The sequence below is a fragment of the Bradyrhizobium sp. CCGUVB4N genome, from assembly GCF_024199945.1.
In the GTDB taxonomy this organism is placed as follows: domain Bacteria; phylum Pseudomonadota; class Alphaproteobacteria; order Rhizobiales; family Xanthobacteraceae; genus Bradyrhizobium.
On the sequence record NZ_JANADP010000001.1, the window covers coordinates 2,459,345 to 2,473,081 of the forward strand.

The following is a 13,737-nucleotide window of genomic DNA, read 5'->3' on the forward strand; positions in this document are numbered from 1 at the left end:
CGAACTGCAAGTATTTTCAGCACATTGCGCGACACTGCTTGTTCCTCGCAGGAACTAGACGCGATTGCCTAATTACGATTCACAATTGGCCCGTCGTTCTACGGAATGTTCCATGACAGCCGCGTGAATCGTTTGCGCAATCGAAAATGATTCGTCGCGCGCTAATGCGCGGACGCAGTGCTCGATGGTGATGCGCCCGGCAATTGATACTCGGTTCGCCACCCAAGTCGCTGCGCGTCGCCGTCGGCGATGGCTTCGAGCAGCGGACGAAGCGCCTCTCTGGCACCATTGAGGCTGCGGTAAGCCAGGATTGCCTCGATCGCGAGCAGGCCAACGTAGCTCGTTCGATTGATTCGATAGACAATCGGGGAGGTTGTATACCGTTTCTCAATCAAGATCCGGTTCCGGCAGGCATAATAGAGTCGCCACGCCGGTGCGTCGGGGCTGACGAGCGCGCTGCGCGCGCTGGCGCTCGGCTTCTTGTCCCAGGATTCTTCCGCGTCGTTGATGCAGCCGACATCCGTCAGATAGATGGCGATGCCGGCGTCCATCAGGCGCAGCGAGTAGTCGTGGTCGTCGCTATAGAGAACGAACTCCTTGTTCGGAGGCGAAACCTTCCGGACCGCGCCGATCGGCAGCAGAAGCCCGCCATACGGCGCGGTCTCGATCCGGCGCAGATGAAACTCCCCGTAATTGTCCGGATTCCGCCGCGCGGACCGCGCAAACCGCCGCCATAGTTTCGACGGAAGCGAGGCGAGATGAAAGTTCAGGAACGAGTTGGCGCGGATGGCCACGGCGTTCTGATCGGCGAGCAGGGTCGGATAGATGCCCCGATGCCTGCGCAATGCGCACAGCCCGATATCGTCCGTCGCGCCGAGCGCCGTATGCAGCGCGAGTAGGCGATCCAGGAAGCCGTCCTCGCCGACATTATCGTCGTCCAGAATGAGGACGAACCCCAAATCGTCGTCCTCGAGCCGCTGGGCCGCGGTGATGCCGGCGTGAAAGCCGCCGGCCGATCCCAGATTTGAATCGAGCCTGACAACGTCGACGGGAGGCATGGTTGCGAAATCGTCAACCATCACCGGCCGGTTGCATCCATTGTCGACCACGATCACGCGTTTGACCGCGGGGCTGGCCTGAACGGCGGCAACGGTCCGCCGCACCAGCTGCTCGCGTCGTCCGTATGTCACGATGACACATGCGACCGAGCGCCCCGCTTCGGTCGAGCGATTGAGGACGATCGGTGGCTTCGATTCGAGGGGAGCGTTCGACAATTTACTCTCGCTTGGCGTTAAGTCGTTCCATTCGGGCGACATTATAGATACTCAGTCGAATTGGAACGGCAATTCCTCCGGCAATTTTCGCCACAAAAGCGTGCAAACGTATGTTCGCTCCGACAGCGGCCGCGCTTTGCCGGTGAGGACTCATTGTGATCATATTGTGAAGGTCGGTCGCGCAGATGCAGGTGATGGTGGATCGGAATCGGATGCATGCAGTTTCTCGGGCGCATGGAGGCGCGATGTTCGTGGCAGTGAAGAGAATGTTTCTGGCCGTGGTGCTGCTGACGCTTGGTCTGGTGGCATCCATCGAGAAAGCCAGCGCGGGTCCGCTCACCTGGGGGGTCGATGGTCCCGACGCACGGCGCGTCGATCTGAAGGCGGTCTTTGAGGTCATGCGAGCCCGCGGGCTCACGCAATACCGCGTCGCTGCAAATCTCGCGCGGGATACCGATCCCTACGAGGTCCAGATGTACCGGGACATGCTGGCGCTGGCCAAGACCTACGGCATCACGCTCAAGCCGATCCTGGCTACTCCGTTTGCCTGGGGCGATCGCACCGACGGAGGCAAGTATCCGGCCGGCGACTGGAATGCGCTGTATCAGCAGGCCTATTCGAGAACTTACACCTTCGTGATCAATTTCAAGGACCAGATCAACGATTGGGAGATGGGCAACGAGATCAACCTTCTGGCGCTGGATTCCAGCGGCAAGAAGCTCTACGGCCACGGCTGGACCGCCGAGGAATTCGACATGCCGGTCATGAACGACTGGGTCGCGGTCCTCAAGGGCATGTCGGATGCGATCGACAAGATCAATCGCGAGCACGGGACGCATTTGCGACGGGTGCTCAACACCACGTCGACGATGTTCGGCTTCCTCGACTTCATGGCGTCGAAGGGCGTTGGATTCGATGTCATCTCCTATCACTATTATGAAGTCCTGAATCAGAATCCGAACCGCGCCTGGGGCGGCAGCAGGCAGCCCTACAATCTGTTCAAGAAGCTCGCGACCTATGGCAAGCCGGTGGTCTTCAACGAGGTGAATTGCGCTGAGATCTACAAGCCCGCTTACGAGAACGAGGCCGGAAAGCCTCTCACCGAAACGTGCTACAAGAGCCTGCACGCCACGTTGAGCTTCATCGCCAATCAGGTCGATGCCGACGTCGAGAGCGTGCTGATCTACGAGCTGTTCGACGAGCCGAAGAAGGCCCCGCCGGAAAACCGCTTCGGCCTGATGTATGACCTCAAGACGCCGAAGATCCCGCTCTACATGGTGTCACGTTTTGCGGGAAAGGAGCTCGCGCCGCACGAGGCTGAAGAACTCAACAAGCGCGGAATGTAGACGCGGCACGTGCCGCGTCTAGGGGCACATCGGGTCTAGATCCAGAGCCATGGACAGACGGTGTCCAGGGCGACCCGGATATAGAACTTCCAGATGTTGTCGGTTGCATATCCCTTGTTGTCGAGCCCGCGGATGCCGCTCACGAGCGGCACCGTCCGGAACCGTGGAAGGAATTTTGACGTCTTCGGCGCGGCCTCGAAATCATCGCGCAGCGCCTTTTCGGGGAACGCGGCGGCGGACGTCTCCTCGTAGAGCTTGCACTTGCCCTGCAGGTATTGGCGATAGCCAGCCTTGGTCCACGCCATCATGTACATGTCGACCACCCTTTTGGGGTAGTTCCGCATGTTGACGTAGAAAGCGAACCCCTTCGGGGTTTTCTGGATCAGCTTGGCCAGATTCAGGACGATATAGCGGCCGGTCATCTTCCAGATCGGCGTGTCGGCGTCGCATTCCCTGATGAAGCGCGAGTTCGCCATCGCGTAGTCGAGCAGGAACAGCTCGCCGTAGCCGCGGCCGTACATCTGGGGATAGTCGAGCCCGGGAAAGGAAATGAACTCGATCTTGTCGACGATGTTCAACTGCTTGGCGATGGCCTCGAGACTGGACAAGTCGGATTCCGAGTTCTCGACGAAGACGATCTGGTCGATGCACTGGCCGACCAGCCGGCCGTAGAACCAGAGCGCGTCTTCATAGTCCTTGCGGCGGAGGGCGGGATCCTTCCGGCCGAGGCTTCGCACGTCGGCTTTCGGCGTGATGGTCGCCGTCATGATCAGGATATTCATGGGTCCTTTCGATGTCATCTCATCAATCTCTCGCGGCGGGATGGCTAGGTTGCAGCGACGCGCTCCTTGTTCAGTTCGAGATCCCGCAGGCCGAGCAGGCTCCGTGCCAGTTGCCGATGAAACAGCAGGTAGCTGATCGCGATCGTCAGGACGTATGCGGTCGTGCCGAGCAGCCAGGCCGACTTCGGCGTGGCGGCCATCTCCATGACGCGATTTGCGGCAACGAGGCCGAGCAGCGTGGCGACGGTTGCGGGCGCAAGCGCCTTGACCAGATCGAATACCGGCAGCCTGGTCTCCCAGGAGGTGATCAGCATCGTGGCGACGGACACGATGAGCGTCACCGCAAGATAGATCTTGATGATCCCGATCAGCCCGAATCTCAGGCCGATGACGAACGCCACGATGGTCGAGATGCTGTTCGCGGTCGAAACCCAGAATTGCAGCTGAGCCTTGCCCCGCGACAGCAGCATGGCGCCGCTATAGGCGGTGATCGACTGCGCGGCGCCGGCTATCGACATCAGCCCGACCAGCGGAATGATGCCGGTCCATTTGGCCGGAAAGAACGCGGTGAAAAGATAGTCGGCGCCGAACGTGAGATAGAGCATGCCGGGAAAGACCACGGCCGCCGTCAGCGACAGCACGCCGCAAATGATCTCGTTGCGCTCCTGCAGCGATCCTTTGGCGGCCTGACGGCTGAGCGTCGCCATGAGCACGCCGCTGCCGGGCCAGGTGATCACCATCAGCGGCAGGATCATGATCTGGTAAGCCAGACCGTACAGACCGACGGCGGCCGCGCCCACCGCGCCGCCGATCAGGACGTTGCCAACCGCGCGACCGGCAAAGTTGAGCAGATTGCTCGCCAGCACCCAACCGCCGAAGGTCAGGATCGAACGCACGCGGCCCCATTGAAAGTTGAGCTGCACATCCTTGCGCGCGATGATGGCGAAGGCCGCGGCACGAACGATCTGGACCACCACGTAATAGGCAACCAGCGCCCAGACGCCCCAGCCCAGGAAAGCGCCGAGAACGCATGTGAGCACCGAAACGATGACGGCGACGATCTCGACGCTGGCCACGACCTGGTAGCGCAGGTGCCGTTCCAGCACGGCGCGCGGGCCGAGGGCGGCAATGGAGAGCACCACCGAAATCGACAGCGTGGCGAGCACGCTTCCCAATCCCTCCATCTCGAGACCTGCGGCGAGAGGCGCGGAGATGATCGCCAGGATCACGGCGCAGAGCAGGCCGATGGCGCAGATCAGCGTGATCGCGGCGCCCGCGTCGTCGCGATCGAGCGTTTGCCGCTGCACCATGGCGCTCGACATGCCCAGATCGGTCAACAGCGCGATGAATCCGACGAACGGCAGTGAAAAGGTGACGAGGCCGAATTCGGCCGGTGCCGCGAAATACGTCATCATGACGGTCATCGCGAACTGCAGGCCGGATTTGAGAACGTTCATGCCGGACATCGACAGCAGGTTTTTCAGCATTACGTCGATCTCCGGGCGCCACGGGATGACGCCCACTCAGGTTCCATGCGGCCCAGCCCTGCACCCGCGCGTTTATCTCGCACATGCACAACTGGCAAGACAAGCAATCGGGCAGCAGGCATTGCCAAGTTGTTGGGCAGGCCATTTTTCATTCTGGCGAGCATCGCGGCGTCACGCTGTCGTTACACATCCGATCGGGATGCGCCGGCGGGCTCGAGGAAGCGCCCTTTCCACGCGAGGAGCGCGACGATGGCGGTTGCGGCCACAATCTTCGCAACCAGCCCAAGCGCGGACGCCGAGGGCACCGCCGAAAATGCGCCGATGAGCGTGGCGCCCGCGACGGATGCTGCGACGAGCCCCCATCGCGGGGTTGCGCCGAACCGCATCATGGGTCCAGCCGCGAGCACGATGACGATCCCGGTTGCGATGATCGCACCGACCAGGACATAGGTCGGCGCTCCCGTGATCGCCTGCGTCGGCGCGGCTATTGCGAGGACGAGCAGCAATTGGCAGAGGGCGACGACGACGAGACGCGTGGCGGACTTCGTCAGATGGGGCGTAATCGCGAGCGTGGATTGCAGATGGCAGTGCATGAAATAGAAGCCGGCCGCGGCCACCGAGGTCTGGAGAAAGCTCGCCAGAATGGGCGCCGGAACGAATAATTGTCCCGCGTCCGGCAGAAAGCCGATCAGGCCGCCGAGCATCACCAACGTGGCGCATATGATGAAATCGAGCAGATGGGCGACGGCCGCGCGGGAGTCGTCGGCACTGCCGCGCTCATATTGATGGACGACTTCGGGATAGTTGACGGTGTGGATGGCCGCGACCAGCACTGCAAACGGCCGCTGCAGCAGATCGATCGCCATCGAGAAGCCCGCGGTGACCGCGGGAGCGCTTGCGCCCAGCGCTGAAACGACGACGAAGCGTATCGAGACCGGGACCGAAAGGTGGAGCACCGAGGCGCCGGCGGCAAGCATCCCGTAGCCGGCGAAGCCGCTCCAATCCTCCAGCAGGGTCGGGCGCGTTACCTTCTGAAGTTTGTGAGGATGCAGCAACTGCCCGGCGATCAGGCTGGCGATTTGCGCGCCCAGCATGCCGAGCAGCGCCGCCTGCGCCGTGCCGTACAGCCACGCTGCGGCCGTCGCGCCGCCCACCATCAGCGTGGCTCGCAGAATGAGCAGAAACGCGGCTGCGCCAAGCCGGTGCGAGACGCGGACAACCATGAAGTGGAGATCGGTCGCGCCCTGCGCTACGGCCAGTGCAAGGCCGACCAGACCTACGCTCGTGGCGATCGGAGTCGCGATCGACACGGCGAGGCCCCCGATCACCAGAAGCGCGAGCGCGCTGGCGAGCGCGGCGCCGAACAGGGACGTTCTCAGTCGCGCCGCGTCGTCCGGCATGGCGGCGGCCAGAAAGCGCACGCCGGCCAGTTGCAGCCATTCGAACATCAGCACGCTGAGCAGCTGACTGGAGGCGAGCGTGAGGGAGAAACTGGCGTAAGCGAGCGGCGAGAGGATGCGGCCGAGCACAAAGATGAGGATGATCGCCGCCGCACTCTGGTAGACGACGCCGACAAGCGCGAACAGACGGGTCATGGGAGGTTCAGGCCGCGGGCTGAGGCGCAGGACGGAATGGGCTCGTTGCGCAAACCGGTCATCCCAGGGCTATTGCTTGTGCCGGCTCAGGAGCTCGAAGGCGTCGCGATATTCGGCGATGACATCGGTGAATGTCCGATGGTTGTTCTTTTCGTTGAGCTTGTCGACCATCGCCGCCAGCTCCGCGGGATTCGACATGATGCGCAGAATGCTGTCCGCGAGCGACTTCGGATCGGGCGCGGTCAGCCAGCCGACGGCGCCGCGCTTCACGGCCTCGGGAATTCCGCCGAATTGCGTTCCGAGGAAAGGCTTTCGTGCGGCTTGCGCGTCAGCAACGACGAGCGGGCCCGGCTCCTCCCAGATCGGCGGAATCACGACGACGTCGATCTGACGGTAGAATGTCTCGGGCTCGACGAAGCCGAGAAACTCGATCCTCGCCTTCGGCGCCATGGCCCGGATCTCGTGCTGTATCTCCGCCTCCGCGACGCCCGCGATGACGAGGCGCACCTTGTCATGGGGAAGATAGGCGAACGCCTTGATGAGATTGTAGATGCCTTTTTCTTCTGTCAGACGGCCGATGAATCCGAGGGTCAGGACGGGACCCGCGGAATACTTCGAAGGCGCGGAGACCGGCATCGTCGATGCATGGGGGATGACCTTGCGCAGCTGCGTATCGGCGAACAGGCCCGTCTCCAGATGGATGTCGAGGATGCGCTGGCTCACGCCGACGACGCCGCGCAGATATTTGGTTGCGCTTCGGCGATTGATGGTCAGCAGCCTGCAGCTCATGCAGGTATGCTCGCAGGCCTTCCCCTTCGAGAAGCGCGAGCACCGCGGGCAGGTCAGGTAGTAGTCGTGCAACGTGTGAAGCACCGGCACATTGAGCTCGGCCGCCGTCTTCCATACCGCCGTGGTGAGGCCCGAGAGGTTGTTCGAGTGCAGCACGTCGGGCTTGAATGCCTTGATCATGCTGGCCACAAGTTCAGCGTTTTGACGCCAGTCCTCCGTCGCGTGCCACAATCCGCGCGCAGGCGCGCTGCGCTGTCCGGTGAAGGGCCGGTAGATGTTGTGGACCGGCGCCGAATATACGTCGATGCCGTTGCTCGTCTCCATCGCCTGCTCAGGCAGCGAGGCGGCGCGAACGACTTCGACTTCATCGCCACTCTTCAAAAGGCCTTCGGCAATGCGGCGCACGAATATCTCGGCCCCGCCGACCACCTTCGGTGCGCCCGGTGTCGGGTACAGTGACGATGTGATCAATATCCTCATGGGAAGGATCTCATCCAATATACATTTGTGAACGAACCCCGAGAGTTCTTCTCATCTTTCTCCATCGGTGTTCGAAGTGCCTTCCAAATAAACGTCGAGATATTGTCCGGTGACAGCTTCCGGTGTGAAGCTGGCTGCAAAGTCAGGCCGAGGCGGGAAAGTCTGCTTCCATTTTGCCGCCTCACTGATTGCCTGCTTCATCAGTTCGGCCAGTTTGTGGTGGTCACTTGGCTCGTACGAGCCGAGTGTCGTCGAGAAATGAGAGATTTCTGGTATTCCGCCGGCGGTTGAGCAAATGGTCGCGCGTCCGGCATTGATGCTTTCTATCAGTGTCCGCGGCAATGGCTCAGGCCAAACCGAGCTAATTAGGCAAACATCCACGGCGGAGTAAAATTCCGCGGACTTCACGAAGCCAAGCCATTTGATCCTCGGATTATCATACCGTCCCTTCAGCTCTCTCACGTAAGCTTCAAGGCCCTTTCCGGCGATTTTGAGTTGCCAGCCCGAATCGGGGAGCAGAGAGACTGCTTTCAGGACGACATCGATGCCTTTTTCGGGCTCAATCCGGCCGATGAAGCCGAAAGCCAGGTCGGCGTCCGGAGACGGCGGGGCAAGTCCCGCGCTGGCGTCCGCGATGTTGTAGATCACCTTGTGAGGTACGCCCGGGAAGAAGCCCGGTTTCAGGTGCCGGTCCAGCACGTACTGGCTGTTGGAGACCACCGCATCGACCATGCGCGAGGCATAGAGATAAGGCACGGTCATCGTCTTGCATGCCAGGCAGCGCTCCTTGCACGTGTCGCCCTTGCTGAACAGCGTCGACCGTTTGCAGATGAGCGAATAGTCGCGCAGCGTATGGACGACACGGATATTGCGACGCTTGGCCTCTGCCCACAGCGACACGGAGAATCCGGTCAGATTGTTGGTGTGAACGACGTCCGGCTTCTCGGTGTCGAGGATCGCGGCAAAGCGCTTGGCTGCGCGCCTGTTCCAGGTATCCCGCAAGTGCCATCGCAGCCGGTCGATCCGTGGTGGTTTCCGCGTCTGTCCAAACGGCCAATATGTATTGTCGATCTGCACCCGATAGGTGCGGATGCCGTTGCGATCTCCTACCGAGACGTCGCCCGCCTCCTGCAGGCAGACGACGGCGACCTGGTGGCCCTTGCGCATGAAGGCTTCTGCGAGCAGCGATACCGATACCTCTGCTCCGCCCATGATGTCGGGAGGATAGAGGGTGTTCACGATAAGTATCTTCAACGATCGCCTCATGCGTTGATCGTAGACGGGGGGTGCACCTCGCTTGCCACGCAATAGCTGGCTCTGCAATCGCATTCGAACCCAAAACGACGTGAACGCGCACGTCGGAATGAGGCCGAAATTGTCACACGATATTCAAGAAGCGGGCCATGACATCCCACCCGGATCTTCGCGCGTGGCGAGATCCGGGCAAGAGAGAGTCTCGAGCGTGGCGTTACTTGGAGTTGACCACGACGCTGGAGATATTCGACGCGTTCGTTGAAGCTGCGTCCAGCGGGGCCATGAGCTTGATGAACTCGGTCGACGGCGATTCAGCGACCGAGATCACGTCGTGGTCGCGCATCCTGAACGTGTCAGCCTGGAACCAGCCATCCGGCTTGCTCATGTCGAACTTGTAGACGGCCGGAATGGTCTTGGTCGGGAACTGCGACACGTCGACACCGATCTGCTGGAGCAGCGGCTTCGGCTCGAAACGATAGACGTAGATCGACTTGGAATCGGCGCGAGAACCATCGAGTCCGCCGGCCTTCGCGAGCGCCTCGGCGAGCGACATGTTGTCGTTCTCGAAGGTGAAGCGGCGGTTGTTGGTGCCGCCGATCGAACCCGGCGACGGCGTCGAGCCGAACGCCATGTACACCCTGGGAATGCGCGTCAGGAAGACGACGTCGCCCGGAGCGAGCAGCACGTCCTGGTCCGGATGGTGCACGACGGAGGACATCGTCTCGTTGTAGGTGCGTCCCTCGCGCTTGATCGTGATCGTGCTCTCGTAGGACGGATATTTCGGGCCGCCGGCGCGCGCGATCGCACCCATCAGGCGAATGCCGCCCGGGTCGACCGGGAAGCGTTGCGGCGAATTGACTTCACCGAGCACGCTGATCTGGTTGCCACGCTGTTCTGCGACGCTCACGACCGCTTGCGGATCGATGGCGCGATCCTTGAGGCGTTCCCGGATGATGTTCGAGACGGCGCGCGGCGTCAGGCCCGAGACCTTGATCGATCCGGCGTAGGGGATGTTGATGTTGCCGGACTGGTCGACCTGCTGGCGCGGGATGTCGACGAAGTTGCCCGGCCTCACGCCGGCTTCGCGCGGAATGAACAGGCCGCCGGCCTGGGCTTCGTACACGGTCACGGTGACGATGTCGCCGACGCCGATGGTGACGTCGCGGTAATTGCCGCCGGGGAGGCGCGAGAAGATCAGTCCGTTGCTGTCCGTAAACCCGTTGGTCGCCTGCAGCACGGCCGGATTGACCGGCATCAGGGCATAGGCGAGCGGCGCGGTCGGCTCGGTGACGAGCGCCGCATGTGTTTGCGTGGACACGGCATCGGGAGCGTCTAACGGAATGAAGCCCGAACAGCCAGCCAAAGACATGCTGATCGCAGCAACGGCCAGAATCCGGCTAATCCCGAAATTCGAGTGAGCTTGCTCGGTATTAGCCAATGTCATTCCCTCGTACACACGTAAAATCTGAATCACCGTAGCAACTGTCCAGCTACTGAGTCACTGCTGCGTCTTCGTGATTATGGTAAAGCACTTATGGCTGTGACCTTATTGCAACTTGTGAACACGCGTACACGAGCATTTTTCTGATCAAATCTTGTGCGAGATGTGCTCTTTTCTAAGCAACTCGCAAATTAGACATGCCAGTGTCAGATCGATGTCACGATTGGGTCCTCGGTTCATCCAGCGAGCAGCGCGTGAGCGCGACCGTTGCATCCGACGACATCTCCGCGAGGCGGCGCCGTCGCAAACTCCAGCGATAAACTCCAGGTGTCGAATTCGAATCAGAGCGTCCCTGCGTTGTATTTCGCGGGTCACACGGTGGACTTCGCTGTGGCCCGTCAGGATTTGCATCGATAATTCCGTCACGGGATTCCGCCTCCATTAACCCCTAGATTTGGAAGCTGGCGTCACGCTGGCGTCCGTAAGGTCTTCCTAATCCCGTTCCGGCTAGGTGTCGGGCAAACAAAAGGGAAGGCGAAGACAATGTTGCAAACCGGGCTGTTCGCGGCCGGCTTTCTCATCTGTGCGATGGCCGTCATGTTCGCGATCGCGTGGTCGTTCTCCGATCAACGCGTCATCGACGCCGATCTGGCGCGGGACGACGCCCGCCGGATGGCCTGATCGACAGGTCTCTACGGTCGCAGATTGTTCGGGAAATCGGACTGCAGCTTGGCCTCGCCGGCCTCGCTCTCGCCCAATTGCAGCACGTCGGCATAGACCGCGCTCAGGTTGCGATGGGTCTGCTCGATGTCGTAGAGGCGGGTGAAACGCTCATATCCGGCCCGGCCGACTGCAGATAGGTCGAGCCTGGTTGCGCGCTTGAATCCTTCAACCAGCTTTTCGGGCGAGACTTCGTCGCACAGCACGCCTGTGGCGCCGTCTTCGACGATTTCCGGCAGGGCGCCGATGCGGAATGCGATGATTGGCTTGGCCGCCCGCATCGCCTCGATGGCGACAAGGCCGAATGCCTCCCAGCGCGACGGAATCGCCACCATGTCCGCCTGATCCAGCTCGGCCTCGATCTGGTTGCGATCCATCCAGCCCAGCAGCGAGACGTTGGAGGGCAGGTCGCTTCTGCGGAATTTGCTGACGACCGAGGCGCCGATCAGGCGCACATCCAGCGTGTCTCCGAGCACGCGGGCCGCCTCGATCAGGAGATCATATCCCTTCTGGCGGTCGAGGCGCCCGATGAACAGGACCTTGATCTTCTCCGACCGCCATGATGCTGCGCGCGTATCGGGCGCGGGGCGCTGCTTGGAAATCCCGTTATGCACGAGGACGAGACGATTTGCCGCGATTCCGACCCGCCTGGCATCGACCTGCTCGCTCTCCGAGATGCAGACGATGCGATGGGTCAGCTTCGACAGCAGGAGCTCGGTGAACTCCGTGACCGCGCGGCTGAGACGGCCCGTCTCGCGGCCGAAGGCCCATCCGTGCGGGCAATAGACGATGCGCGAGCGTCGGTAGGTCAGCCACAGCACCGGCCGCACCACGAGCCCGGCGAACGACGAATGCAGGTGAATGATGTCCGGTCGTTGCTGCCGGACCGCGCGCATGGTCGCGGACAGCATGGCAAACAGGCCGATCGCGTTGCGACCGTCGCGCGGGAAGGTGGTGACCGCCTCATCCTCGATGTTGACCAGATCGTCGCGATGATCGGACGGAACGACATAGCTGACGTTGCCGCGTCCGAAGCTCGCGCTCTGATGCGGATGAAGCTCGTTGAGATAGGTTGCGATGCCGCCTCTCACCGTTTCGGCGACATGCAGAACCTTCAGGCCGCTGGACAACGGTCGATCCTTCCTTGTCTTGCAGAGACCATGTGTACCGTCTCCAAGCAGCAATATTTGGGCCGCGTCATCGCGCCGCTCCGCTGGACGTGGCCTGCGGAGCCGATTTGGCGAGCACGTCGAGCATGGCGGCGGCCGATTTGGTCCACGAATAGGTCGCGAGCCGCTCCCGCTGCTTCGCTTGTTCCGCCGGCGAAATCCTGCCGAGATCGATCCTTTCGTGCATTCGTGCGGATAGCTCGCCAGGGTTGAGCGCATCGAAATAGACGGCGGCGTCGGCACAGGTCTCGCGAACGGCTTCCGCGGAACTCGCAATCACCGGGCAGGCGAAGTACATCGCCTCCAGGGGCGGAATGCCGAAGCCCTCGTAGAGACTCGGAAACACGAAAGCAGCAGCCCGGGCGAACAGTGCGGCGACTTGCTCGTCCTTGAGGCGGCCGGCGATGACGATTCCGGCCTTCTGCTCGGTCACGCCGCCGCCAAAGACCTTGCTGTTGTCGCCTCCGACCACGACCAGCGGAACATCGGTGCGGCCGAGCCGCTCGGCCGCACGAATGGCGGTGTCGACATTCTTGTTCTTCGTCATCGAGCCAACAAACAGGAAGAATCGGTAGGGTTCGAGACGCAGGCTCTCGATGATCGAGAAGTCGGGCTCGACCGAGGCGAAATGCTCCGCACTGTTTGGAACGATCGGGATCGATCCGGGATCCAGCGAGAGCACGTCGGCAAGTTCGTTGCGTGAAAACGTCGAAACCGTTGCAATGGTTGCTGTGCGCGCCAGCAAATGTCCGAGCGACCGATGCAGAGCGAGGTATTTCCAGCTGAAGAAGTCCGGCCGCTTGAAGACTTGCGCATCGTGAATCACGACGAGATGGTCGCGGTGGAGCACCGGCCCGGAATTGGCGAGGCTGACGAGGCGCGTGCCGGCGGCCGCGCGCGCCAGATCGACCTGGTCCCACGCGTGCCCGCGCAAGGTTCCGACTTGTTTCACCTTGATGCGGTCGAGGCCGGCGAGCGTCTGGGCATCCGGCGGCACCAGAATCTGCCACTCCGCATCCAGGAGTTGCTGTGCAGCCTTGCCGCTCGTGAGCAGGCGGTCCATCGCTTTGACGATCTCGGCGGCATAGCGTTGCACGCCTGTCAGCGATTGTGTCAGGAACCTGCCGTTGATGGAGAGTTTCAAAGTCGATCTTTTTCTTTGCGCGTGTCTTGCGCGGTTGGTGCCTCAAGACTGGGCATCCGCGCGGAATGGACGGTTGATATGATCTCTAGCACATGCAGCGCTATCGTCCGAGCATCCTTGCAGCCGGATAGCATGCGTGGATGCATGATGCCATCATGTTTCCTACACATTTCGATGCGCTTACATGATCAAGACTGACTCGATGATATCGTCATCGTCAAAACCTTGCCTCTCATGTCCTGGTCTGGCATTGCAT

General features: G+C 61.4%; 11 protein-coding genes. 2 read left to right on the top strand and 9 right to left on the bottom strand.

The window, feature by feature from the left end:
• Window positions 1-161: 161 nt before the first annotated feature.
• On the bottom strand, window positions 162-1,274 hold the full coding sequence (locus tag NLM31_RS11070) for a glycosyltransferase (RefSeq protein WP_254192227.1): 1,113 nt from the start codon (window positions 1,272-1,274) through the stop codon (window positions 162-164).
• A gap of 245 nt (window positions 1,275-1,519) precedes the next feature.
• Here NLM31_RS11070 and NLM31_RS11075 point away from each other — a divergent pair, with 245 nt between their 5' ends.
• Window positions 1,520-2,620: a hypothetical protein gene (locus tag NLM31_RS11075; RefSeq protein ID WP_375167483.1), complete on the top strand. Its 1,101-nt coding sequence runs from the start codon at window positions 1,520-1,522 to the stop codon at window positions 2,618-2,620.
• Between the two features lie 35 nt (window positions 2,621-2,655).
• Here the strand turns inward: NLM31_RS11075 and NLM31_RS11080 are convergent, their stop codons facing one another.
• The 6 genes from NLM31_RS11080 to NLM31_RS11105 all read right to left on the bottom strand — a co-directional run bounded on the left by NLM31_RS11080 (window position 2,656) and on the right by NLM31_RS11105 (window position 10,325).
• Entirely contained in the window at window positions 2,656-3,402 is a 747-nt protein-coding gene (locus NLM31_RS11080; RefSeq protein WP_254129199.1) for a hypothetical protein, read from the bottom strand.
• 44 nt (window positions 3,403-3,446) lie between these two features.
• Window positions 3,447-4,889, bottom strand: a complete 1,443-nt coding sequence (locus tag NLM31_RS11085; RefSeq protein ID WP_254129200.1) for an oligosaccharide flippase family protein — start codon at window positions 4,887-4,889, stop codon at window positions 3,447-3,449.
• A gap of 182 nt (window positions 4,890-5,071) precedes the next feature.
• On the bottom strand, window positions 5,072-6,418 hold the full coding sequence (locus tag NLM31_RS11090) for a hypothetical protein (protein WP_254192229.1): 1,347 nt from the start codon (window positions 6,416-6,418) through the stop codon (window positions 5,072-5,074).
• 135 nt (window positions 6,419-6,553) lie between these two features.
• Entirely contained in the window at window positions 6,554-7,753 is a 1,200-nt protein-coding gene (locus NLM31_RS11095; protein WP_254192230.1) for a glycosyltransferase family 4 protein, read from the bottom strand.
• 51 nt (window positions 7,754-7,804) lie between these two features.
• A complete protein-coding gene (locus tag NLM31_RS11100) occupies window positions 7,805-8,992 on the bottom strand; it encodes a glycosyltransferase family 4 protein (RefSeq protein WP_254129203.1) in 1,188 nt (395 codons plus the stop codon).
• 229 nt (window positions 8,993-9,221) lie between these two features.
• The gene (locus NLM31_RS11105) at window positions 9,222-10,325 is read right to left on the bottom strand and encodes a polysaccharide biosynthesis/export family protein (RefSeq protein ID WP_254129204.1); all 1,104 of its coding nucleotides are present in this window, start codon (window positions 10,323-10,325) and stop codon (window positions 9,222-9,224) included.
• 666 nt (window positions 10,326-10,991) lie between these two features.
• Between NLM31_RS11105 and NLM31_RS11110 the strand changes: the two genes are divergently transcribed.
• Window positions 10,992-11,129, top strand: a complete 138-nt coding sequence (locus tag NLM31_RS11110; RefSeq protein WP_254192231.1) for a hypothetical protein — start codon at window positions 10,992-10,994, stop codon at window positions 11,127-11,129.
• A gap of 11 nt (window positions 11,130-11,140) precedes the next feature.
• Here the strand turns inward: NLM31_RS11110 and NLM31_RS11115 are convergent, their stop codons facing one another.
• On the bottom strand, window positions 11,141-12,298 hold the full coding sequence (locus tag NLM31_RS11115; RefSeq protein ID WP_254192232.1) for a glycosyltransferase: 1,158 nt from the start codon (window positions 12,296-12,298) through the stop codon (window positions 11,141-11,143).
• A gap of 67 nt (window positions 12,299-12,365) precedes the next feature.
• Complete coding sequence (locus tag NLM31_RS11120; RefSeq protein ID WP_254192233.1) at window positions 12,366-13,481, bottom strand: glycosyltransferase family 1 protein; 1,116 nt, start codon at window positions 13,479-13,481, stop codon at window positions 12,366-12,368.
• Window positions 13,482-13,737 lie beyond the last annotated feature (256 nt).